Origin of the sequence: Levilactobacillus namurensis DSM 19117 (genome assembly GCF_001434785.1) — a bacterium.
Taxonomy (GTDB): Bacteria; Bacillota; Bacilli; order Lactobacillales; family Lactobacillaceae; genus Levilactobacillus; species Levilactobacillus namurensis.
Window position 1 is genome coordinate 21,712 of sequence record NZ_AZDT01000068.1, and the last position, 23,908, is coordinate 45,619.

General features: G+C 51.2%; 25 protein-coding genes. 21 read left to right on the forward strand and 4 right to left on the reverse strand.

Annotated elements, in window-relative coordinates:
* The first annotated feature begins 259 nt into the window (after nt 1–259).
* The gene (locus FD30_RS11120) at nt 260–4,087 is read left to right on the forward strand and encodes a leucine-rich repeat protein (protein WP_056945078.1); all 3,828 of its coding nucleotides are present in this window, start codon (nt 260–262) and stop codon (nt 4,085–4,087) included.
* 75 nt (nt 4,088–4,162) lie between these two features.
* Here FD30_RS11120 and FD30_RS11125 read toward each other — a convergent pair whose 3' ends face one another.
* The gene (locus tag FD30_RS11125) at nt 4,163–4,903 is read right to left on the reverse strand and encodes an amino acid ABC transporter ATP-binding protein (RefSeq protein ID WP_056945079.1); all 741 of its coding nucleotides are present in this window, start codon (nt 4,901–4,903) and stop codon (nt 4,163–4,165) included.
* Nucleotides 4,896–6,368, reverse strand: a complete 1,473-nt coding sequence (locus tag FD30_RS11130; RefSeq protein ID WP_056945080.1) for an ABC transporter substrate-binding protein/permease — start codon at nt 6,366–6,368, stop codon at nt 4,896–4,898. The genes FD30_RS11125 and FD30_RS11130 overlap by 8 nt, the downstream gene beginning before the upstream one ends.
* Before the next feature lie 273 nt (nt 6,369–6,641).
* Between FD30_RS11130 and FD30_RS11135 the strand changes: the two genes are divergently transcribed.
* From FD30_RS11135 to FD30_RS11210, 18 genes are all read left to right on the forward strand, one after another.
* Entirely contained in the window at nt 6,642–7,379 is a 738-nt protein-coding gene (locus FD30_RS11135) for a YebC/PmpR family DNA-binding transcriptional regulator (RefSeq protein WP_024747002.1), read from the forward strand.
* A 281-nt stretch (nt 7,380–7,660) separates the two neighbouring features.
* A complete protein-coding gene (locus tag FD30_RS11140; RefSeq protein ID WP_056945081.1) occupies nt 7,661–8,056 on the forward strand; it encodes a hypothetical protein in 396 nt (131 codons plus the stop codon).
* A gap of 209 nt (nt 8,057–8,265) precedes the next feature.
* Nucleotides 8,266–9,234, forward strand: a complete 969-nt coding sequence (gene comGA, locus FD30_RS11145) for a competence type IV pilus ATPase ComGA (protein ID WP_056945082.1) — start codon at nt 8,266–8,268, stop codon at nt 9,232–9,234.
* The gene (locus tag FD30_RS11150; RefSeq protein ID WP_056945083.1) at nt 9,164–10,225 is read left to right on the forward strand and encodes a type II secretion system F family protein; all 1,062 of its coding nucleotides are present in this window, start codon (nt 9,164–9,166) and stop codon (nt 10,223–10,225) included. Before comGA ends, FD30_RS11150 begins: the two co-directional genes overlap by 71 nt.
* Complete coding sequence (locus FD30_RS11155) at nt 10,222–10,524, forward strand: prepilin-type N-terminal cleavage/methylation domain-containing protein (protein WP_082604921.1); 303 nt, start codon at nt 10,222–10,224, stop codon at nt 10,522–10,524. The genes FD30_RS11150 and FD30_RS11155 overlap by 4 nt, the downstream gene beginning before the upstream one ends.
* A gap of 40 nt (nt 10,525–10,564) precedes the next feature.
* Nucleotides 10,565–10,993, forward strand: a complete 429-nt coding sequence (locus FD30_RS11160; protein ID WP_147000009.1) for a hypothetical protein — start codon at nt 10,565–10,567, stop codon at nt 10,991–10,993.
* Nucleotides 10,941–11,174 (forward strand): hypothetical protein, encoded by a 234-nt coding sequence (locus tag FD30_RS11610; RefSeq protein WP_147000010.1) that lies wholly within the window; start codon nt 10,941–10,943, stop codon nt 11,172–11,174. Before FD30_RS11160 ends, FD30_RS11610 begins: the two co-directional genes overlap by 53 nt.
* A complete protein-coding gene (locus FD30_RS11165) occupies nt 11,171–11,611 on the forward strand; it encodes a prepilin-type N-terminal cleavage/methylation domain-containing protein (RefSeq protein ID WP_056945085.1) in 441 nt (146 codons plus the stop codon). The genes FD30_RS11610 and FD30_RS11165 overlap by 4 nt, the downstream gene beginning before the upstream one ends.
* Nucleotides 11,563–11,811 carry a hypothetical protein gene (locus FD30_RS11615; protein ID WP_147000011.1) on the forward strand — a complete coding sequence of 83 codons (249 nt, stop codon included), beginning with the start codon at nt 11,563–11,565 and terminating at the stop codon, nt 11,809–11,811. The genes FD30_RS11165 and FD30_RS11615 overlap by 49 nt, the downstream gene beginning before the upstream one ends.
* A gap of 39 nt (nt 11,812–11,850) precedes the next feature.
* Nucleotides 11,851–12,906 carry a class I SAM-dependent methyltransferase gene (locus tag FD30_RS11170; RefSeq protein WP_235803273.1) on the forward strand — a complete coding sequence of 352 codons (1,056 nt, stop codon included), beginning with the start codon at nt 11,851–11,853 and terminating at the stop codon, nt 12,904–12,906.
* Nucleotides 12,907–12,922: 16 nt separating this feature from the next.
* Nucleotides 12,923–14,119, forward strand: coding sequence for an acetate/propionate family kinase (locus FD30_RS11175; protein WP_024747010.1), 1,197 nt, complete (start codon nt 12,923–12,925; stop codon nt 14,117–14,119).
* Between the two features lie 211 nt (nt 14,120–14,330).
* On the forward strand, nt 14,331–15,773 hold the full coding sequence (locus tag FD30_RS11180; RefSeq protein WP_056945086.1) for an amino acid permease: 1,443 nt from the start codon (nt 14,331–14,333) through the stop codon (nt 15,771–15,773).
* A gap of 143 nt (nt 15,774–15,916) precedes the next feature.
* Nucleotides 15,917–16,765: an aldo/keto reductase gene (locus FD30_RS11185; protein WP_056945087.1), complete on the forward strand. Its 849-nt coding sequence runs from the start codon at nt 15,917–15,919 to the stop codon at nt 16,763–16,765.
* An 11-nt stretch (nt 16,766–16,776) separates the two neighbouring features.
* Nucleotides 16,777–17,385, forward strand: coding sequence for a metallophosphoesterase family protein (locus tag FD30_RS11190; protein WP_056945088.1), 609 nt, complete (start codon nt 16,777–16,779; stop codon nt 17,383–17,385).
* Between the two features lie 59 nt (nt 17,386–17,444).
* Entirely contained in the window at nt 17,445–18,857 is a 1,413-nt protein-coding gene (locus tag FD30_RS11195; RefSeq protein ID WP_056945089.1) for a bifunctional metallophosphatase/5'-nucleotidase, read from the forward strand.
* Entirely contained in the window at nt 18,838–19,536 is a 699-nt protein-coding gene (locus FD30_RS11200) for a YutD family protein (protein WP_056945090.1), read from the forward strand. Before FD30_RS11195 ends, FD30_RS11200 begins: the two co-directional genes overlap by 20 nt.
* A gap of 12 nt (nt 19,537–19,548) precedes the next feature.
* Nucleotides 19,549–20,343 (forward strand): TIGR01457 family HAD-type hydrolase, encoded by a 795-nt coding sequence (locus tag FD30_RS11205; protein ID WP_056945091.1) that lies wholly within the window; start codon nt 19,549–19,551, stop codon nt 20,341–20,343.
* A gap of 28 nt (nt 20,344–20,371) precedes the next feature.
* Nucleotides 20,372–20,965: a TIGR01906 family membrane protein gene (locus tag FD30_RS11210; protein ID WP_338088339.1), complete on the forward strand. Its 594-nt coding sequence runs from the start codon at nt 20,372–20,374 to the stop codon at nt 20,963–20,965.
* 51 nt (nt 20,966–21,016) lie between these two features.
* Here the strand turns inward: FD30_RS11210 and FD30_RS11215 are convergent, their stop codons facing one another.
* Both FD30_RS11215 and FD30_RS11220 read right to left on the reverse strand, forming a co-directional pair.
* Nucleotides 21,017–21,700: a VTT domain-containing protein gene (locus FD30_RS11215; RefSeq protein ID WP_056945093.1), complete on the reverse strand. Its 684-nt coding sequence runs from the start codon at nt 21,698–21,700 to the stop codon at nt 21,017–21,019.
* Nucleotides 21,701–21,785: 85 nt separating this feature from the next.
* Nucleotides 21,786–22,292 carry a phosphatidylglycerophosphatase A family protein gene (locus FD30_RS11220; protein ID WP_056945094.1) on the reverse strand — a complete coding sequence of 169 codons (507 nt, stop codon included), beginning with the start codon at nt 22,290–22,292 and terminating at the stop codon, nt 21,786–21,788.
* Nucleotides 22,293–22,417: 125 nt separating this feature from the next.
* Here FD30_RS11220 and FD30_RS11225 point away from each other — a divergent pair, with 125 nt between their 5' ends.
* Nucleotides 22,418–23,005 (forward strand): peptidylprolyl isomerase, encoded by a 588-nt coding sequence (locus FD30_RS11225; RefSeq protein WP_056945095.1) that lies wholly within the window; start codon nt 22,418–22,420, stop codon nt 23,003–23,005.
* A gap of 32 nt (nt 23,006–23,037) precedes the next feature.
* Nucleotides 23,038–23,427: a CvfD/Ygs/GSP13 family RNA-binding post-transcriptional regulator gene (locus tag FD30_RS11230; RefSeq protein ID WP_056945096.1), complete on the forward strand. Its 390-nt coding sequence runs from the start codon at nt 23,038–23,040 to the stop codon at nt 23,425–23,427.
* Nucleotides 23,428–23,908 lie beyond the last annotated feature (481 nt).

Here is a 23,908-nt window from a genome sequence, read left to right on the forward strand (position 1 = left end):
AGCCTTTTTTAGTCGATTGGTAGATTAAAGTTGACACTGAAAAGTCCTGGCTTGACGTGGCCTAACGATGTCGATATTTTAAACTGTAAACGGAATTAGTGCGGTTAGAAACCCAACCAGCATGCGATTTTTAGCAATAACATGTATACACTTGCATTTATTAGTTGCATTAATTGAATTATCGGATATGATAAGAGCATAAGAAATAATTGAGATGTTGAAAAATCTCGAGGGAGATTTTTCGAGGGGGACGACACACATGTACAGTACACACACATTTCGAAAACCAGAAACGCGTTATTGGCTGGTCGCAGCCATGACTTTGGCGACATTAAGCGTGAGCTCGGGTATTACGGCGAACGCGGATACGAAGTCGTCAGCGGATGAGTCGACGTCGCAGGTTGGACAAGCCACAACCACGGCAACTTCCACGACGACTTTGACGAGTCATTCGGACGATGCATCGTCTGTGGATACCACGGAACAGACCGAAGACACCACCAAGCAGACTGCGGACGTGGTAACTCAGGATACGACCACATCACAGAATTCGACGCGTGATCAATCGTCAGCGGCCTCGACGACGGAAGATCCAAACACTGCAACGAAGCCAGCCAATGCCACGACTGACTCTGAACCGGAAGATGCGAACACCGCAACGATGCCGACGGATACCACGGCCGACTCCGAGTCGGACGATGCGGCCTCCCAGAAAACTGTGCAGAACCAGGGGGATGAAACTGGAACGACCCTGCCAGAAGCCGATACGGAGACCGTAGAAGACGCCGATGCGGTGGTCCAGGACGCAGCGCCAGCACCGGAAAATTCGAGTTCGACGTCTTCGGTGAAAGCTAACGCCCAAAAAGCGGCGGCACCAGCGTCAGCAACGTATAGCGATAGTAGCTGGTTTAACTGGCAAGTCGATGATGCGACGGGAACGGCCACGGTTACGGGCGCTACTAAAAATTTAAGTGGTGCCATTTCGATTCCACCAACTTATACGGTCAATGGGAAGACTTATCAGGTGACGACGATTGGCCGGGCGGCCTTTGCCCAAAGCACGAATCTGGTCAATGGGCTGACTAGCGTGACCTTTAATCAGGGCCTCACGACCATTGAAGATTCGGCGTTTGCTTATCTAGATAGCCTAGAAGCTGTTGATTTCTCAGCGGCGACGACGTTACAGAAGATTGGGTACCAAGCATTCGTATCCACCAAGCTAACGACGCTGACCTTACCGGACAGTGTCACCACGATTGGTCAAGAAGCCTTTACCTACGTGCCGTTGACCAGTGTGACCTTGCCGGCGCAGTTGACATCGCTGGGCAGTGCGGCCTTTTCTAGTGGGGGCTTGCAGAGCGTCGATCTTAGTCACGCCACGCAACTGACCAGTATCGGGGACCACGTTTTTGAAAACGACCAACTGACTAGCGTGGTTATCCCGGCTAACATCCAGACAATCGGGGTGAACGCTTTTGCGGCCAATCATGGATTGGCGAGCCTGACGTTTGCGCCGAACAGTCAACTGCTCAGTATTGGGGAGGGTGCCTTTATCTATGACGGTGCCTTGGCAGAAGTGGTCTTTCCGGATTCGTTGACGACGATTGGGAAGAATGCTTTCTTATCAGATATCGGATTAACACAGGTAACGTTTGGCGCTGGCCTGACCAGCATTGGCGACCAAGCGTTCACTTACGATGATCAGCTCACCACGGCCGATTTTAGCCGGGCGACCCAGTTGAAGACCATTGGAACGGGCGCCTTTGAATATACGGGCCTTCATCAGGCCTTGACGTTGCCGTCATCGGTGACGACGATTGGCGACTTTGCCTTTGCAGGGAGTCAGTTAACCGATTTGACGTTAAACGAGGGCTTACTCACGATTGGTGAAAGTGCCTTTAGTTACAACCATTTGAATAAGACGTTGACGATTCCGAAGTCGGTACAGACGGTGGGGGACCGGGCCTTCTTTGGAAACGAGTTGACCGCCGCAACGATTTTGGGGGATGAAACGGTACTAGGACAGGACGCGCTTTCCTATAATCGAATCACGCAGTTGACCAGTCCTAGCGTGACCACCATGCTAGCGGATGAACAGACCGTGACGCATTTTACGGATTCTAACGGGATTCACTTGAACGACCTCTTTACCGTGAATATGGGCGGCCAAACGGAGCAGAATCTGGTGATTACCAATCTCTCTAGTGAGACGGGAACCGTGAGTCTGGTGAACGGTGGTTTTGTGGTCACGGAAGGAACCAAGCGATTTAATTTTGATTGGACGTTACCAGTCAATGGCGTGGCGGTGTATCAAGGACACTATACGGTCGTTTTGGATGACCCAAACATTAAGGTAGCCGATTCGACGATCTTCGTGGGAACGCCCTGGACACCAGCGGATAACTTCGTGAGCGCTGAAACGGATAGTGGTACTTCGATTCCGTTAGACAAGTTGACCGTTGAGTCGAACGTGGATACCAGTAAAGCCGGAAAGTATACGGTTACGTACCGGTATGGTTCCGAAGTCGAAACCGCTACGGTCACCGTGCTGAAACGGTTGGCCACCTTAACGCTGGAAGGCAATCAGCAGGTCGTTTATAACGGGACGGCTTGGACGCCTGACGCTACGCAATACTACGTTGACCTTCCAGATGGCAGCCGGTATCAACTGCAGGCGGGAGATTTGAATGCCCCAACCGTGACTAACGTGGGAGATTCACCCGTGACGGTCACGTTGTCGGCGGCGGGAATTGCCCATCTAAATGCCCTGCAACAAGCGGATATGTATGATTGGCAATTTGATCCTAGTGAGGCTACGTTTGCGGTGACGCCGGCGACGGTCCAGGTGACCGTGAATTCGGCTGATAAGATAGCGGGGCAGGATGATCCGACCTTTGAGACGACCGTTACCGGGATGCCGGCCGATGGTGTGGCGCTTCATTATACGGTCGTTCGGGAACCGGGTGAGACGCCAGGAACTTATCGTTTGACGGTCGACTTGGGGCAGAACACCAATTATCAGGTACTGGTCACGGATGGTACCCTAACGATTCGGCCCAACCAGCAGACGTTGACCGGGAAGGATTACACCATGTACGTGGGCGATCCGACCCCAACCAGCACTGACTTTGGCGCCACTGCGACGGATGCGGAAGGCCAACCTACGGACGTGATGGTGGATTTGGCGCATGTCGATTTAACGTCGCCACAGACCTATCAGGTCGAGCTGAGTACGGCGGATGGTCAGAAATTAGTGGTGAACTTGCATGTTTTGGCGAACTTAACGACGCCCCTGACTGGGCAGGATTACACCATGCACGTGGGTGACGCAACGCCGACAGCCGAGGACTTTCAAGCGACGGCTACCGATAAGACTGGGGCGGCACTGACCCCGATTGCGGTGGACTTGACGCAAGCGGACTTGGCAACGGCTGGTGACTATGCCGTCACCCTAAGCGTAGGGGATCAACAGATCAAGGTCTGGTTGCATGTATTAGCGGCATCTACGGGTGGAGAGACGCCTGAGGAACCCGACCCGGGCAATCCTGGTGATGGCGGCAATCCTGAGGAACCCGACCCGGGTAACCCTGGTGACGGTGGCAATCCTGAGGAACCTGACCCAGGTAATCCCGGCGATGGCGGTAATCCTGAAGAACCTGACCCAGGCAATCCTGGCGATGGCAGTAACGTCGTTGATCCTGAACAGCCAATTGATGGTGGTAATGGGGACACTAGCGTGACGGGTCCCGGTAACGGGGCTACCGATACGCCTGATGGTGAACAATCAGGACGGCCTGATGTTAAGCCAACGGCTCCGGCTACTGGAAGTCAAGTTACGTTAAATCAGCAGCCACAACAGGGCGCTCAGCCGGCTAAGGTGACCACACTGGCCAATCAGGCGACTTCGATGCAACGGTCGACGACTCAAACTGCGTCGACAACAACGCCAGCGGCCACGCCGGAATACCAAGCAACTACGTTACCCCAAACTGGTGAGCAGAAGACCGGTTGGGCAGCGGTGCTGGGACTCCTGTTAGGAAGCTTAGGGTTAGCTGGGCATCGCCGAGTACGGCGGCACCAAGATTAAAGTAGACAGTAATAGGACAGCAAAAGGCGTTCAGAACTGGGAAATATCCCAGCTCTGAACGCCTTTTTGACGGTCTTACATTAGAATCTTTGAGAGGAAGTCCTTGGCCCGTTCCGTTTGGGGATGCGCGAAGAACTCGGCGGGCGTGCTGTTTTCTTGAATATAGCCGTCAGCCATGAACCAGATACGGTCGGCTACGGACTTCGCAAAGCCCATTTCGTGGGTGACCACCACCATGGTCATCCCTTGATTGGCCAATTGTTGCATGACGCTTAAGACTTCGCCGACCATTTCGGGATCTAGCGCGGAGGTCGGTTCGTCGAAGAGCATCACCTTAGGGTTCATTGCCAACGCTCGAGCGATGGCGACCCGTTGGGCTTGACCACCAGACAGGCTGGCGGGGAAGGCGTCTGCGTGATCGTCAAGGTTAACCTGTTGGAGCAATTCGTGTGCCTGCTTAGTTGCTTCGGCGTCACTGATGCCCTTTACTTTCATTGGTGCTAACTTGATGTTTTCGAGGACACTCATGTTGGGGAAAAGGTTGAAGCCTTGGAAGACCATGCCCATTTGTTCCCGCAGGGCGTTGACCCGCTTAGTATCCAAAGTAGTGAGGTCTTCACCGTTGAAGGCCACGTGGCCGCTGGTGGGCGTTTCTAGCAGGTTCAAGCACCGGAGAAAAGTACTCTTCCCACTTCCGGAGGGGCCGATGACCACGATTACTTGGCCGGCGTCGACCTGTTCCGTAATGTCTTTTAAAACACTGTTTTTACCGAAATCTTTCGCGAGGTTTTGAACCTCAATTACTGGTTTAGTCATGTTGCATGCTCCTTTCGAAGTGGTTCAAGATCCGTGAGGCGGTAAACGTCATGATAAAGTATAGCACCATGATGACCGCGATTGGGGCGACGCCTCGGTAGGTATCTGACCGGACGATGTTGCTTTGGAAGATAAGTTCGGATACCCCGATGATGGAGACGATAGAACTGTCTTTAATCAAGGTAATAAATTCGTTCCCCAGTGACGGCCAGATATTCTTGAGGGCTTGAGGCAAGATGACGAAGCGCATGGTAGCACCACTGGTCATCCCTAGGCTTCGAGCGGCTTCGGTTTGACCATCATCCACGGAATTGATACCGCCCCGGATATATTCAGCTACGTAGGCACCGGAGTTTAAGGAAATAGCGATGATCCCAGACGTCAGGGCGGGAAGGTTCACGATCAGGCCTAAGCCAAAGTAGACGAACATCACTTGGACCATCATTGGCGTTCCCCGAATGAACTCGACGTAGGCCGTTGCTAACCAACGAATCAACGTTTTGACGACGCCACCATGGAGCATCCGTGCGAGGGAGAGAATCACACCCAGGATGAATCCGAAGAAGACGGAGCACACGGTGATGATCAGCGTGTATTCAATCCCCGTTAAGAAAGCTTTCCAATAGTGCCACATGCTAGTGTTCACAGTGTTGGTCTTTAAGTATTTCCCAGCGGCTGGTAAGTAGTCTTGGTTGACCAGGTCCTGCTTACGAATCTGATCGACGGATTTGTTGGCGGCAGCCACTAGAGCGGTCGAACCTTTCTTGAAGGCGACGGCGGCGCTGGTGTCTGAAGCACTCAAGTCGAAATGACTAGGAATCATGGCCAATTGCTTGTTGTTGGCAACGTAGGCCTGAGCAGAAGGCTTTTCCATGGCGACCCCAGCAATCTTGTGACTCTGGAGGGCTAAGATTAGGTCGGAAACGGAGGTCATTCCTTTGACCTTAGTATCAGTGGTTTGTTTCTTGGATTCGTTGTACATGGTCGACCCAGTTTGGGCACCAATGGTCTTGCCTTTAAAAGAATCTTTGTCGTGGTAGAGCCCTTTTTCGCTCTTGTTAACTACGATACTATACCCACCTTGATAGTAAAGATGGGTGAAGTCCACGTTCTTTTTCCGAGCAGGTGTGGGGTTCATCCCCGAGATGACCATGTCGACCTTACCAGTTTGTAAAGCGACTAACAGTGAATCGAAGGACATGGATTTGACTTTAAGTTTAACGCCTAGGCCCTTGGCGATTTTTTCACCAACGGCAACGTCCATCCCGACGATTTTGCTCTTGCCATGAACTGTGGCTTGGAATTCGTAGGGGGGATAGTCGGGCGAGGTCCCCATGACCAGCGTCCCTTTCTTTTGGACGCGGACCAGAGAATCATCGGCAGCGTGGGCCGTAGTTGGGCGGGTAGCCCATCCTAAGGTAATGGCGAGAATCAGGGTAATGAAAATAATGACTTTTTTCTTCATGGCACGGGCTCCTTGTTTTGAAATGATGGTACTTAGTATAGCTATCAATGCGTATTTATGCAATAACTAATTGGAAAAAATACGTTTTATACATAAAATATCCATTTTTTAGCCATAAAATGCCTTTTATACAGGATTTTGCCAGTGAATATTCATTGAAAGCGGATTCAGAAACGCCTGATAAGATATGATTGAAAAAAAACAAGGCCGGTGCTAAACTTAACAATGTCTGTTTTATATGGATATATAAAAACTTAGAAAAGAGGAGTTACGATGTCAGGACATTCTAAATGGCATAACATCCAGGGTCGGAAAAATGCCCAGGATGCAAAACGTGGAAAAATTTTCCAAAAGATCTCACGTGATTTGTACCAAGCTGCAAAAGCAGGTGGTGTTGATCCCGACGGTAACCCTCAACTTCGTTTGGAAATGGATAAGGCCCGGGCTGCTAACATGCCTAAGGAAAACATCAAGCGTGCGCTTGACAAGGCTTCCGGTGTTGGCGGTGCCAAGTTCGAAGAAATTACCTATGAAGGTTACGGCCCAGCTGGGACTGCCATCATGGTTGCTGCCTTGACGGATAATAAGAACCGGACGGCTGCCGCTATTCGTTCCGCCTTTACGCACCACGGCGGTTCTCTTGGCGCAAACGGTTCCGTTTCCTACATGTTCGATCGTAAAGGGTACATCGTGATTTTGCGCGATGGCCTGGACACGGATGAAGACACGATGTTGATGGATGCACTTGATGCCGGCGCTGATGACATGGATACGACCGATGACGAATTTACGATTTGGACGGATCCTTCTTCAGAAACTGCTGTCCGGGACGCATTGCAAGCCAAGGGCTACAAGCTCGATACGGCTGAAGTGCGGATGTTCCCACAAACTACGACGGAAGTTCCCGAAGATAAGGTCAGCCAATACCAAGGCTTAATTGATGAATTAAACGCCAACGATGACGTTTCTGACGTTTACGAAGCGGCCGTCTTACCAGAAGGCGTTGAATAAACGAAGTTGATTGAGTAGTCGTTGTTTTAAAATCCCCTACATTGACGGGTAACCGTTGACGTAGGGGATTTTTAGTTGTTGGTCTCGGTGGCAAGGGGCCCTTTACGGTGTGAGCTGCTAGGGTGGTATCGGAATTTAAGAGCGTCAGCACTTGCGTAAAAAACGAAAATGGTTCACTATGAGTTTAGTGGAAACCATTAATCTGCTATACTAATAATCTACTATTTAGGTTTAACGACTAACTGATTGATAGAGTCGTTAACACAAGGGACGATTTTGTGATGAATTCAGCACATAAAGATCAAGCGCAACGAATTTACTATAACCGAATGCCCATCGCTGACCAGCTGGCGACTATCGCGCACGTCATCCGGTTGTGCGGTGAAGACCTGGTGTTTACCGACTATCTCAAGAAGCAGCTTGCAACGGAACACCGGACGATCGATAGCGATGAGCTAAGTCGCATCCTCAATGATAGTCAGTACAACATTATTGGGGTGACCAAGACGCCCCATGATACTTATACGGATGTCCGCTATATCTTGCAAGGCACCCACGTTTTTTCTGCGGAATTGAATGGACGCCCCATTAAGGCGCTTTTGCGGTTAGTCCTGTCGGAGACCCGGCGAAGTATCGTGACGGCCTACTACAGTGACGTGACACGGTTTTATGATTAAGTGATCTGGTGACGTGGGGACTGGACTGACTTTTGGCACACATGCCGTTATGGTGATCGTGTAAATTTAAGGCGACCGCCTTTTACCTGGTAACTGTCAGGTGAAGGGCGGTCGCTTTGTGGTTTTATTGGATATTTTGCAAAGTTTTTCGAAAAAGATCAGACCATTTACGGAGTTCACACGTAAGCGACTAAAAGGGGGAACGAACCATGTTGCAAGCATTGGTCACGGAGTTATTGACGGCGGCGGTGACGCAACGGGCAAGTGATATTTACCTGGTACCGGCCGGACAGGCGATGGTCATTCGGCTACGAACGACCGAAGGATTGCGTAGGTGGCGAACGGTGCCACTGGCGACGGGAAATCAATTGCTGACTTATTTCAAGTTTCACGCGGATATGGCGGTCAGTGAGCGGCGGCGACCGCAATCCGGGGCGTTAACTTGGCAACGGACCACGCCACCAGTTGATTTACGGTTCTCAACGGTCGGGGATTATGCCGGTCAGGAGTCGTTGGTCATCCGGGTGATTTATCCGTATCAGCACTTGGCAATGGCGTATCTGGTCCCCGAGCAGGTCCTTAGACTACAGGACCTGACGACCCAACGAGGACTATGCCTGTTCGCGGGGCCGACGGGGTCGGGAAAGACCACGACAATGTACACCCTAGCCCAGCAGATGACCACTACGGCCATGGTGTTGACCATTGAAGACCCCGTCGAGATTAAGGAGCCGCAGTTTCTACAACTCCAGGTGAATCCTACCGCGGGGATGGATTACGTAGAGTTGCTTAAGGTGGGGTTACGGCACCGCCCCGACGTCTTTATCATTGGCGAGATTCGTGACACCGAAACAGCCCAGGCTGCGGTCCGGGCGGCACTAAGCGGCCACCTAGTCCTGAGTACGGTTCACGCACGTTCGGCAGGGGGAACGGTCACGCGACTCCTAGAATTAGGGGTCGATCGTCAGCAGTTACGTCAGACTTTGACGCTGGCCTGTTATCAACGATTGATTCCCCGTGTTGATCAGGACCCCGCCGTCTTATTTGACGTGGCCGCGGCGGACGACCTCTGGCAAGCATCGATAGGGATGCAGAAAGGATGGCACGATGCCTTGGAAAACGCGGTTACAACGCGGACCATTACGGTGGCTACGGCGCAGCGCTACGCCAACGGGTAACTGGTCTTTAACGCAACAAGCTCGAATCTGTCAGCTGCTGGCTGATCAGTTAGCCAGTGGGTTTTCATTAAAACAGGCGGTGGGGTTCTTACAAGCCACACAGCCACAAATGGCGGCTAGCTTAGCACAAATTGCAACGGGGTTGGCGGCAGGACAATCGTTAGTGACCTGTTTGGAGCCTTATTTAGTGGCCCATGTGTGGCTTCAATTAGAGCTAACGGCGACCCATGGGGCGTTACGTCCGGCATTGCAGCACGCGGCTACTGTCTTACGATTATTGGCCACGCAACGGCGGCAATTACGGCAGCTTTTGGCTTACCCAGTTGGCTTGCTGGTGGGAATGGGGCTACTCTTCGGGACCCTGCAGTGGGGAGTCTTGCCCCAATTACAGACCAGTTTGGCCCCGCAGCTCCCAGGCCGTGTGACTTGGTCGTTACGCGGATTGGGCATCTTAGGCCTGTTGGGGAGCGTGGTGGTCGCTTGGTTGGGGTGGACCGGTTGGCGGCGCGCAACGGCAATTCAGCGGGTGACCTTCTTAGTCCGTTGGCCGGTCGTGGGGACATTGGTGCAGGCCTACTATGGCTATTATTTGACGGAGACACTTAGCCGATTGGTCCAGGGCGGCTTGAGCGTCCAGCAGATGTTGCACGTGCTGCAAGACCTCCCGCCACAAGCGTTGCTTCATCAGATGGCCGATCAGTTGACACAGCGGCTAAATCAAGGTCAAGGACCGGTGGATTGGCTTAAGGCCCAGCGCTATTTACCACCCCAATTAGGAATGTTTCTCGAAAAGGGGAGTTCTACGAGCGTGCTAGCGCGAGAATTGACGGCTTACAGCCAACTTCAGTACCGAGAACTGGTCCGTCTGACAGAACGGGCCTTAGCCTGGGTTCAGCCGATCTTGTTGACGGTTGTGGCGGGGCTAGTGGTCACGGCTTACTTAACGTTATTGTTACCGCTCTACCATAATTTACAGGAGGTCTATCCGTGAAAGAACGTCGAGGATTTACGCTAGTTGAGATGACGATTGTCTTGTTTATTATTTCATTGTTGATTCTGATTATTTTGCCCAATTTGAACGGACAACGGCACCGGGCGCAGGGAATCCATCAGCGGGCGATGCAGACGGTGGTCCAAGGGCAGGTGACGGCCTATTTGGATGACCATCCAACGAGCGAGACAATCACCTACGATCAGCTGTTGAAAACGGGGTATTTGACCCGCCAGCAGGTGGCCCAGGCCCAACAGGAGCATTTGAAGATCACGGGGAATGAGGTGACGGGTGGTTAGGCGTCGGTCGGGGTTTACGGTGTATGAGATGGTCTTGGTGTTGATAGTCGTTGCAGGGATGCTGACGCTGCTTGCTCGTCCAGCCCGGGTGACGCAGGCCGTTTACGCCGAACGGGCCTTTTGGCCAGCGTTCCAGCGCTTCTGGCAGAGTAGTCGGCAGACGGCTATGCGTAAGCATCGTCAGGTGCAGATTAAGGTGGTCAGTGACCAGCGACAGCTCCAGTTGTGGACCTATCCACCGAACGAACGGATCATTCAGCGCTTACCACTACCGGGAAGCTTGCGATTGGAAGCGGGGCAGGGGGATAGCTTCCTCTTTTACCCCTCCGGCTATGTCCGTGCGCGAACGGTGATCTGGCGGAGCCGGGAAACCCAACGTTGGTGGCATCAAGCGATTCAGTTAGGGGGACGAGTATTTGAAGTTACGGAAACGACGACGCCGTGGGTGCGTACGCTGGGGGAGCGCTGAGCGGCAGGGCTGGTTATTGCCGGATACTCTGTTGGCGTTAAGCTTAGTGGCGGGAACCTTGGCGATGACGCAACAAACTGTAGTGATGACGCGACACTGGGCCGTCCGTGATGAGCAGCGACTGCGGGTGGCTCGGCAGACGCGGGACCAGGCCCTTCTTCAGGTTGTGCAGGCACCATGAGTCAGCGGCAGGGGTTTACGTTAGTCGAAGCACTTCTTAGTCTGGGGGTCGTTGCGTTACTCTTGGGTTTGACGACGGGCTGGGGGCGGTACTTAAGCCGACCATCAGGAGTGGATACGACGGCCCCCTACGTCATGATTCAGGCGTTAGAGCGTCCGGAGCGCTATGAATACGTGGGGCTAAAGGACCAGGGGATTTTATTAAAAGATCACTTTGACGCAGAAAAAGTCGTTTGGTTAACGGTAAATGAGCGAGGAATCCTAGGAATTAGCGATCAGCTGGGGCGGGGGCACTTGCCAATTCTAACTGACGTGACGGCACTGGAATGGCGACCCGTAGCGACTACGGGAACGGTGATTTTACGAGTGAAACGGGGGAGACGAGCTAAATGGCAAACCGCACTGCTGGACTTGCGGGCACCAAGCGGGGATTTGTGACCGTTTGGGCGCTCGCCTTTTTGGCCATGATGACGGTCATCATGAGTTTAATGTTGATGGGACAAAGTGCTCGGCACCAGACAACGGAGCGGTTGATTCGCGTCTATCGGCGTGAGACACGACATTATCGCGAAGAGTTGGCGCAACGACTAAGGGAGACTCCGACCGTGACCAGCCGGGACGTTCACAAACATGCTTGAATAGTGCTTAAAAAATCGGTAATATAGACAACGGATACATTGTGTTATGGAATTTTCACAAGGAGGCGAAGCGTCCTGTCACAAGAACAGACAGAAGCGCTCTTTAAAGTTCTGGATCAGTCCACAACGACTTTACAGAAAGCGCTTAGTACATCTTATCTAGATGCCTTTATCGAGACGGGCGATAATTTGCTTAACGGTGAGGTTCAAGTTGAAGATGGGCGTCCTGATCAGGCGACGGTTACTGCATTAACGGCGCTTTACCAGCAAGCGCCTTGGCAGAGTTATGATGCTGAGACGGTTCGACGAGCGATTCAACTGGTCATGTTGAAGGCAATTCGAGTCGACGAGATTCAAGCCAATCATCAATTAACCCCTGATACGATTGCGTATATTATGGGGTATCTGGTGACCCGGTTGGAACACAATAAGCAGCATCTGACTCTGTTGGACCTGACGGTTGGGACGGGGAACTTGCTGACGGCAGTAGTTTCCCAGTTGAAGGCAGTTGTTGCTGGTAAGATTGAGGCGTATGGGGTCGATAACGATGACACCATGTTGTCGATTGCCCAGTTGTCTAGTGATCTACAACGGTTACCGATCGAATACGTCCATCAGGATGCTCTGGAGCCTTTATTGGTTCCGGCCAGCGATTTGATTGTGGCGGACTTGCCAATTGGGTATTACCCCGTTGACGCCAACGCCGCGACGTATCAGACCCATGCAGCTGAGGGCCATTCGTTCGTCCACCATCTCTTGTTGGAGCAGGCCGTGCGGCAACTAACGCCAGGTGGTATCGGGGTCTTCTTGGTTCCGTCGCAGTTGTTCCAGACTGCGGAGGCCAAGGGACTCTTGAAATGGTTGCCAACGAACGCTTACCTACAAGGGTTGTTGAACCTCCCGCGTGAATTGTTTGCCAATGCGAATGCTCAGAAAGCCATCCTGATTCTCCAGAAACCAGGGGCGGGAGCACAGCAGGTCGAACAAGTCATGCTGGGTGAATTTCCATCATTTAAAGATCAATCAGCGTTTCAAAAGTTTATCGCAGAAATCGTCCAGTGGGAAGAACAGAACTTACTGACCGATCACGCGTAAAAGGAGAAAAGACCACATGGGAAAATCTATTGCAATTAACGCCGGTAGTTCGACGTTGAAGTTCAAACTGTTCCAAATGCCAGAAGAGTCCGTTATCGCTGAAGGGGCCATTGACCGGATCGGGTTAGGGAACTCCTTAGTTGAAGTTAAATATGGTGACGGTCAAAAGTATGAAACGCGTCAAGATGTGAATGACCATAAAGAAGCCATTCAATTGATGTTAGACCAATTGACGGAATTGAAGATCATTACGAACTTTGACGAAATCACGGGTGTGGGTCACCGGGTCGTTGCCGGTGGTGAAGAGTTCAAGGACTCCGCTATTATTGATGACGATGTCTTGAAGAAGATTGAAGACTTAGCGGAATATGCGCCACTGCATAACCCAGCCGCTGCGATGGGCATCCGGGCGTTCAAGAAGATTTTGCCAAACGTCTTAAGTGTGGCCGTCTTCGATACGTCCTTCCACCAGTCCATGCCAGAAGTTAACTACATGTACGGAATCCCTTACGAGTACTACCAGAAGTTCGGTGCCCGGAAGTACGGGGCACACGGAACTAGTCATCGTTACGTGGCAAGCCGGGCCGCTGCCATGTTAGGCAAGCCGCTGGAAGACTTGAAGTTGATCACCATGCACTTGGGTGCTGGGGGCTCAATTACGGCCATCAAGAACGGTAAGTCCTTCGATACGTCCATGGGCTTCACGCCACTGGCTGGGATTGAAATGGCGACCCGTTCTGGGGATATTGATGCGTCATTAGTGGCTTACTTGATGGAAAAGTTAAACATTGAAAAGCCAAGTGATATGATCAACATCTTGAACAAGAAGTCTGGTCTCCTGGGTGTTTCTGGCGTGTCTGCTGATATGCGGGACCTGGAAAAGGTTCAGGATAAGAATCACCGGGCCAAGTTGGCGCGGGACATGTTCATCAACCGGATCGTGCGGTACGTTGGTGCCTACCTGGCTGAATTAGGTGGCGCAGATGCCATTGTTTACACGGCCGGTGTTGGTGAGAACGATATCATGATTCGTCAAGAAGTTGCGGATAAGTTAGGTTACTTTGGCATCGGGGTTGATCCTGAAAAGAACAACATCCGGGGTGTCGAACGAGACTTGAGTAAGGCGGGTTCGAAGATTAAGACCCTGTTGATCCCAACGAACGAAGAATTAATGATTGTTCGGGATATCGAACGGTTACGTAAGCAAGCTTAAGCTTGACTAAATGAAGACCTCCATTGGATGATGACCGGTGGGGGTCTTTAATTCACATTAAGATGAATAAAATTCATGAAAACAAATATAAAGTGAAACGAATGCGATTATGGTGGGGCTCAGCCCCGCTAAAGCTACTGAACTAACCAGCGTCGTCTCTGGTATTGTGCCCTTGAGCGTGTATAATATACTTCAACAAGGGGGAAGTAAAATGAAAAACACTCAATCAACTTCAAACCAAAACTTTTCTCGTGAACTCAAAAGCCGTCACGTTCAGTTGATTGCGTTGGGGGGCACGATTGGAACCGGGCTATTCTTAGGATCTGGTCAAGGTATCCACTTAGCTGGGTCATCGATTCTACTTGCTTACTTAATTACGGGAATTATGTGTTTCTTACTGATGCGGGCGTTGGGGGAACTCCTGCTGTCGGATTTAAACGTGCATTCGTACATTGATTTTATTCAGCGCTACTTGGGGTCGAATATGAGCTTTGTGGCTGGATGGACATATTGGGTCTGTTGGATCACGATTGCGATGGCCGAGATTACGGCGGCTGGGCAGTACATGCAGTATTGGTTCCCACAGTTGCCGCAATGGGTTACCGGCTTGGTACTCCTGGGGATTCTGTTGCTTTTGAATTCCGTGACCGTTAGTGCGTTTGGCGAAACGGAATTTTGGTTTGCCATCATCAAGATTGTTGCCATTGTGGCGTTGATCCTCGCTGGGGTCTACATGGTCAGCGTGCAGTTTCCAACGCCGGTTGGTCACGCCAGTGTCAGCAACTTAGCGCAAGGCGGCTTCTTTGCTAACGGTTGGAAAGGATTCTTCTTATCCTTCCAGATGGTGCTCTTTAGCTTCGTCGGTATTGAAATGGTGGGGATGACGGCTTCCGAAACGGCGGATCCTAAGAAAGTCATCCCTAAGGCCGTCAACGAAATTCCTATGCGGATTATTCTCTTCTACTTGGGTTCACTATTGGCCTTGATGTGCATCTACCCATGGCAATCGATTTCGCCGACCAGCAGTCCGTTTGTCCAGGTCTTCAAGAATGCCGGGGTTCAAGCGGCGGCTTCAATCATTAACTTCGTGGTGTTAACGGCGGCGGCTTCGGCCTGCAACAGTTCGTTATTCACAACGGGGCGGATGCTCTTTTCTCTGACGTATCGGGGGAAGGGACGGTTTGCTAAGCGGATGGGCACCCTGTCTAAGGCGCAGGTACCTGTACACGCATTACGATTCTCTACGGTTATCATTGCCGTTTCGGTCTTCTTGAACCTGTTGATTCCGGGACACGTTTTTGCCTTTGTTGCCAGTGTTGCGACGACCTGCTTCCTGTTCATTTGGGGTGCAATCGTGGTGGCTCACCTGAAGTATCGGAAGCATTTACAGGCGACCAAGCAACCGGGCCACGGCTTTGCGATGCCATGGTTCCCCTTCACGGACTACTTGGTCTTGATCTTCTTGGCGGGAGTCGCCATCGTCCTCTTGTTCCGGACAGATACGCTGATTGCGTTGATCGGGTCTGCAGTATGGCTGATGGCGTTGTGGTTAGGTAAACGACTACGGGACCGTGAGAAGACCAGTGCTGTGGTTGCCGAACACGTGTCGTCCCAGACGCACACTGACGTAGAGTCTGATAATTCAACACGTTAGAACTGCTAAAAAACGTGGGTCACTGGACAGAAATTGTCCGGGGGCCCACGTTTTAACGTGGCGACTTTTTCCGGCATGTATCCGGCGGAAAGTGGGGGAAAGTGCTACGATAAATGTAACGAGTAAAATGGAGGGATCATAGCATGAAGACGTTATCACTAGCTGGGCGGACGGTTCCAGCAATCGGTATTGGAACTTGGCATATGGGTGATCGTCCAGAATTACGGGACCAAGAGATTGCGGCGATTCGGGCTGGCGTTCAGGCTGGCGCGCGGGTCATCGATACTGCCGAGATGTACGGCTCCGGTCGCTCGGAGCGATTGGTGGGGGCGGCGATTCGGCCGTTGGACCGCCAACAACTCTTTTTGATTTCTAAGGTCCTCCCGGAAAATGCCTCGCGTGAGCGAATGGCTGCGAGTTTAGAAGCCAGTCTACAACGCTTGGGAACGGACTACTTAGACCTTTATCTGTACCACTGGCGGGGAACCGTCCCTCTGGCAGAAACGGTGGCGGAGTTAGAACGCCTGCAGAGCACCGGGAAGATCAAGGCGTGGGGCGTGTCTAACTTTGATCGTGATGATTTGGAAGAACTCTGGCAGTTGCCAGGTGGCCCCCACGTTCAGGCAAATGAGGACTTGTACCACCTGGGAAGCCGAGGAATCGACTATGCCGTGCTTCCCTGGCAACGGGAACATCAGGTACCGCTAATTGCGTATTCTCCGGTTGCTCAAGGGGATTCTTGGGGACAACACCTCACGACGAATCCGGTGGTGCGAAAGCTGGCTCAGCGCCATCAGGTGAGTGTCTATCAATTGCTTTTGGCGTGGGTCATTCGGGACCCGCAAGTTTTAGCGATTCCCCAGACCAGTTCGGTGGCCCATATGCGGCAGAATTTAGCCGCTTTGTCTCTAGAGCTACGTCCGGAAGAGTTAGCGGCGTTGGATGAACAATTTCCACGGCCAACGCATAAGGAACCGTTGGACGTCATTTAGGAGGCTACAGGATGCAATATTTTACGTCAGATACACACTTTTTTCATAAAGACCTTTTGGGGAACAACGAATTTGCCCCGCGGCCCTTTCCGTCCGTCGAGGCTATGAATCAGACGATTATTGATCACTGGAATGCACGGGTCGCCCCAACCGATACGGTCTACCATTTAGGCGATATTGCGCTGTACTTTACGCACCCGGCGAGTCAGTCGAATCAGGCGGTGGGGGAGGTACTGTCTCAGCTTAACGGCCATTTGGAACTCATCAAGGGTAATCACGATAGTCGGGCCCTGTTTAAGTACTTAGCCGCGAATAATCCGATTGACCATGGTCGGCCGAAGTACGCTTTTCATGACGTGGGCGTGCTGATTAAGTACGATCACCGTCAGTACTATATGACCCATTACCCGATGATGTTGGGAATCGTCAAGCAGATTATTAATCTGCACGGACATATCCACCATTATGCGGTGCCGGTCAAGGAGAATATCAATGTTGGGGTGGACACGCCGGAACAACGGTACTTAGATGCGCCACTCCCGTTTGGCACGCCGTTTTCTACGGCTGAGATTGAACAGATGGTGACGGGGAAAGCCGCTGAGTTCAAGGCTAAACAATAGCTTGACCGAATTCAGGGGATGCCGTAGGATTAAATTCAGTATGATGAGGGGGGCGCCGCATGGAACGAGTGACCATTTTACACACCAATGATTTGCATTCACATTTTGAGAATTGGCCGCGGATTCGGCGCTATTTAGCCACTACCCGGGCGTCAGCTGAAGCGGCGGGGGCCAGCGTGTACACCGTTGACTTGGGAGATCACGTCGACCGGGCTCATCCCATTTCCGAGGCCACTGCGGGACAGAAAAACGTTCAGTTAATGAATCAGGTGGGTTACGATGCCGTGACGATTGGGAATAATGAGGGGTTAGGTTTTATGCGCCCCCAGTTAGATCACTTGTATGACCACGCCAACTTTCCCGTTGTTTTAGGAAACTTGAAGACTTTAGATACGCGACAGACACCAACGTGGGCGGTCGACCATCAATTTTGGACCACCTCTGCTGGAACGCGTATCCTGGTGCTGGGCTTGACGGCCCCCTATCAACTAACGTACCCACTGGCAGGATGGTGGCCGATTGCGGCAAGTCAGGCTTTGGACCACTTGTTAAAGACCTATCGGGACCAGGCGGATGTCTGTGTCTTGTTGTCCCACTTAGGGATAACGGTCGACCGACAGTTGGCCAAACGTTTCCCACAAGTTGACGTCATCATTGGGAGCCACACGCATCATTTACTCCCCCACGGAGAGCAGGATCAGCACAGCTTACTGGCGGCTGCCGGAAAGTACGGACAGTACGTGGGTAAGATTGAGTTGGACTTAGATGTGCACCACCGGATAACCACGGCCACGGCTGGTGTGGTGGCTACGGCTGATCTGCCCGTTGAGGCGGAAGACGCGGACGAAGTGAGGGAGTTGAGCGACCTGGGCCGGTCCATGCTGGCCAAACAGCGGGTGGCAACGTTGCCCACGGCACTTGAGACCAATTGGACGGGACATCCACAACTGGTCCGCGAAGGGTTGCACGCCATTGCGGAGTATGCGGGGACCCAGGCAGCCGTGTTGAATGCCGGCCTATTCTTGACGGATCTTCCTCAAGGCTTGGTGACCCAGCGGGATTTGCATGACTTGTTGCCCCACAGTATGCACGTGATGCGGGTGACGTTAGATGGATATAACCTATGGCGGTTAGTTCAGGAATTCGAGATGGCCCGGTTATTTCTCCGGCATTTTCCGCAACGGGGTATGGGCTTTCGCGGTAAGGTGTTTGGTGAATTGAACTATCTGGGAATCGGGTACAATGCGCAGACCCATGCGGTGACTTGGCGGGGAGAGCCCGTGTCACCGTTAAAGACGTATCAGCTCGCTGTTGTGGATCATTACCGGTTCATCCCGTTCTTTCCAACGATCACGATTGCCGGGCATAATGAAATTTTATATCACGACTTGTTGCGGGAGGTCTTTGCCCAATATCTGAGCAAGCACTATCCGGTAACCGGGTCTAGAAAGGATGAAATCAGTGGATCGTAAAGATTTAGAGGCCTTAGTTGCTGAGCAACGGGAAAAGCGCGAGCCTAGTGCGGAAGTGGTTCGGGTTGACGAGACCCACCTACAGATCAACGGGCATGGTTATGAAATCGTAGCGAATGAGCACGATGGATTCAACCTTGAGGAATTTGCTCAGCGCTATAGCACGATTTTAAGTAAATATGACTATTTAGTCGGTGATTGGGGCTTCGAGCAACTGCGGTTAAAGGGCTTCTATGCGGAAGACCGCGCGGGGGCGAAGCAAAATCAGATTGATGCGGTTCAAGATTACCTTTATGAATCGTGTAATTTTGGGTGTGCTTACTTTATCCTGCACAATTTGGATGTAAAACCCATTCAAAAGCCGCGGCGAAATCGCTCGCGACGGCGCAATAACAATAATCATAATGGAAATGGTGAGAATAAGGCGGCGCGCAAAGGGAATCAGACGACGGCCAACGCAACCAAGGGTGCTGCGGCTGGTTCTGCCAAGGACGGCCATACAGGCAATGGTCATCGGCGGCGTTCCCGTCATTCGCGGCATCGAAATAGTAATCATCCGTTCACGGAGGGCCAACGCTCAACAACCCAAGCCACGACTAAGAAGACGAAAACTGTCGCAGTGGCTTCTGGTGGCCAGGGACGGCGACACTTTACCATTCGAAAGAAGAAGGAAGATTAGGAGGGACAACGCGTGAAAGACTATCAGGCATACATGATCGATTTGGACGGGACCGTCTACGCGGGGACACAACGCTACCCTGCGGCCAAACGGTTCGTCGAACGGTTACAGGCTGCACGGATTCCTTTTAAGTTCGTGACGAATAATACGACTAAGCTACCAGTCGACGTGGTCCGTAACCTGGCGGATAACCATGATATTCACGTGACGGTGGATAACGTCTACACGGCGGGGTTGGCAACGGCTGATTATTTAGATGGCTTAGCTGGTGAGACGGGTAAACGGACGGTGTACGTCGTCGGTGAGATTGGGTTGCGCCAAGCGCTGGCTGCAAAGGGCTTCACGGTAGATGAGGAACGGCCGCAATACGTGGTTGTTGGCTTGGATAGTGATGTCACTTACGAGAAATTTGCCAAGGCCATCTTAGCGATTAAGCGTGGCTCGACGTTTATCGGAACCAATTCTGATTCGAATATTCCCAAAGCACGGGGCCTCATGCCAGGTGCGGGTGCTTTGGTGGACTTGGTACGCTATGCGACCCAGACGGATCCCATCTTTGTGGGAAAGCCGGAGCCGATTATTCTACGTAACTCGTTGGCTCAGCTAGGTGTCTCGGCAGAACAAGCCCTCATGGTTGGCGATAATTACCAGACGGATATTCTGGCAGGGATCCATGCTGGCACGGATACGTTATTAGTGTATACGGGGGTTTCAACGCCAGAGCAAGTGGCCCAACAAGCGATTCAGCCGACCTATACGGTTGCCTCACTAGATGACTGGGACCTTACCCGGGGGCCTCGTGTCTAGGTGGGAACGGTGGTTAGGCAGTGGTGCATTGCTGTTAGCGTTACTCAGCTTAAGCATCACGCTGACCATCAACGCCACCTGGTTATACCGGCTAGATATCCAGTGGCTGCATATTTCACGGACGGTGGGATTATCACCGGCAAGGTTAATGCACAATTACGGGCAATTGTTGGCCTATTTGGAGTTGCCATGGGTCACGAATCTGCAAATGACGGATTTCCCGACTTCATTTACGGGGATGGTTCACTTTGAGGATGTTAAGCGGCTATTTCTGGTCGACCATGGCGTTCTGCTAGTCAGCTTGGGCCCAGCCATCTGGTACCTTCGGCAGTTGCGCAGTCGCGCTGAACAGTGGCGATTATTGCGGTTGACGCAGATCGTTGCGGTAATTCCGCTGGTTTTAGCGGGCTGTATGGCGGTCAACTTTAACGGGTTCTTTATTGCGTTTCACCAGCTCCTATTCCGGAATAATGACTGGCTGTTTGATCCCCGGTTAGATCCGGTGATTACGGCTCTTCCGGATACCTTCTTCTTGCATTGCTTCGTCTTAGCCTTTGTTCTCTTTGAAGCGGGACTAGCGGGGCTATACTGGTGGGCCCACCGAGCTATTCAACGGGCATAAAAAAAGTCTGTCACCTCTAGGGGATGACAGACTTTTTGAGTTGGTGAATAGTTAGTTGTCTTCGGGAACGTTTTGGGAGTGTGGTTTAGGTGCTTGCGGTGTACTGTGGCGGCCTTTGAGCCAGCCGACTAGTGCAGGAATCAAGGAAATCACGATAATTCCCAAAACGACAGCGGAGAAGTGTTCTTTGACGAAGGGGATGTTACCGAAGAAGTAACCGCCCCCACAGCAGATGATGATCCAGGTGACAGCCGCACTGACGTTGTATTTTAGAAAACGGTGGTACGGAAATTGGGAGCCGGCAGCTGTGAAGGGGACGAAAGTCCGGATGATCGGCATGAACCGGCCTAGGAAAATTGCGAGGGGACCGTGCTTTTTAAAGAAACGTTCCGACTGGGCAAGTTTGTCCTTGTTAATGAGACGACCAAACCAAGAATGATTCGAAAGTGCCGCGCCCACCCGGTGCCCTAGATAGAAGTTTAGGGAATCGCCGCCGATCGCCGCTAGTAAGAAGAGGGCGATGAACAGCCAGATGTTTAAGCCATAGGCTGGATTCGCAGCTAAGGCTGCTGCAGCGAAAAGTAGGGAATCTCCAGGCAAAAACGGGAGAATCACAGCGCCGGTCTCAATAAAGATAATGGCAAAAAGAATGAGGTAGGTTGAGCCGCCAAAGGTATTGACGATGTTAACGAGGTGATCGTCGATGTGTAAAACAAAATCGATTAAATAGCCCATTACAGTCTCCTTAGTAATTTGTACTGCCTACATTGTAATGACTTTTGACCCAAACGTCAGCTGGTATGGCCAAACTTAAGGAAATTTATGAACATTCTGAGTCGGACTGGGGTGTGTCGTGAGCTAAGCGGGCCGCTGCGGCCGCGGCTACAGCACCAACGAGGTCATCTAAAAAAGTATGGATGATTCCGGGTTGGTGAGCGTTGAGGAGCTTGAGAATTCCCGGTTTCAGGCGATCAATGTAGCCATAGTTGGTAAAGCCGATGGAGCCATAGAGGTTGACGATGGACAATGCCATGGTCTCATCTAGACCGTACAATCCTTCGTCTTCTTCGACAATGGTCTGTAGGGGTTCTAGTAAGGTGTGGTGTTCTGCGGCTAAGTCGAGTTGGATACCGGTCAGAATGGCGTTTTGCACTTCACGCTTTTGAAGGACAGTCAAGACACTTGCGCGTGCTTGGGCCAGAGTGAGGCCGGCAAGATAGTCTTTTTGTAGGAACATGACTAGGTTGGCGATGGCTTCGATGGAGACCCCACGTTCTGAGAGTAGGGCAATCGTTCGCGCTTTAAGGTGGGCACTAGCTTGAGACATTGAAATTCCTCCTAACGGTTTTGGAACAATGCCTCTAGTATAGCACTGAAGTGTTCGGTTGCTTTTTTGGCGGCTGGCGGTGATAATGGATACAGATGTTTTTGACAAGGATATGGAGGATAATTATGACAAAGTTTCCACAAATTGATTTAGCAAACGCCAAGGGCCCCCAAGTGACGCTTGAAACGTCAATGGGTTCCATTCAACTGCAACTGTTTCCGGAACAAGCCCCAAAGACGGTTGAAAACTTTGTAACGCATGCAAAGGCCGGCTACTATGATGGCTTAACGTTCCACCGGGTCATTCCTAACTTTATGATTCAGGGTGGTGACCCAACCGGGACCGGTATGGGTGGCGAAAGTATCTGGGGGCATCCGTTTGAGGATGAGTTCTCACCAGAGCTATATAATTTAAGAGGTGCGTTATCCATGGCCAATGCGGGTCCTAATACTAATGGAAGTCAGTTCTTTATTGTACAGGACACGGATATGACTGAACAGATGCAGAACCAGATGAAGGATGCGGGCTTCCCAGAAGAAATCGTGAAGGCCTACCAGAATGGTGGGACGCCATGGTTAGATTTTCGGCACACGGTCTTTGGCCAAGTCATTAAGGGCATGGACGTTGTAGATGCGATTGCTAAAGTTGACCGGGATGCAAGCGACCAGCCAACCACGCCAGTAACGATGGATAAGGTGACGGTCACGGAATAACCCGATAGTCGCCTATATAAGGAGGAAACGAAATGGCTTTTAGAATTGGCCAACGGGTTTCCGGACGAATTACGGGGATTCAGCCCTATGGAGCCTTTGTAAGCTTAGGTGGCCATCGTCAGGGACTCATCCATATCTCGGAATGTCACTGTGGTTATGTTAAGGATATCCATGATTACTTAAAGGTTAACCAGGAAGTTAACGTGGTCATTTTAGACATTGATGAGTTTACGGGGAAGATTAGCTTATCACTCCGATGTTTGGAGCGGTTAGATTTGGAGACGCCGGTGGATGAGCATCGGCACCGTCACTACTGGACCAACCATCATGTAAGCATTGGGTTTAAGCCTATTGCGGATCGATTAGAGGGATGGAAGGCCGAGGCACAGCAACGTTTAGATAATCAGCAGACATCGAATTAAGGATGTCTGCTTTTTTATTGAAAAAATGCTTGACCGAATTGGCAATGATTGATATAATATTATCTGTTGTCGCAAGGACAGCCAATTGCATAAATAACAAGTTTCTGAATGTTCATACAAATTTGAAATTTGTGCTTGACGCTGTAAACGTCAACTGATACAATGATTTATGTTGTCAGGGCGACCTTGATAAGAAACTTAATAAACGAGATTTTGAATAAACATTCAAAATTAAATTTAAAAAGTTGTTGACAGGTTTTAACCGACATGATATACTTTAAAAGTTGTCACGGAGCAATTGCTTCTGATAACTTGGTAGACCTTTGAAAACTGAACATTGTTTCGACAAACCAAATATGTGTAGGGCGGTTTGAATTTTAGATTCAAACCCAAAACAATATTTGCGAAGTCAATTCGCTTTAAAGATGTAACAACAATCGATGAGCTATTCGAGCTTATCATCTTTAAGATGAGAGTTTGA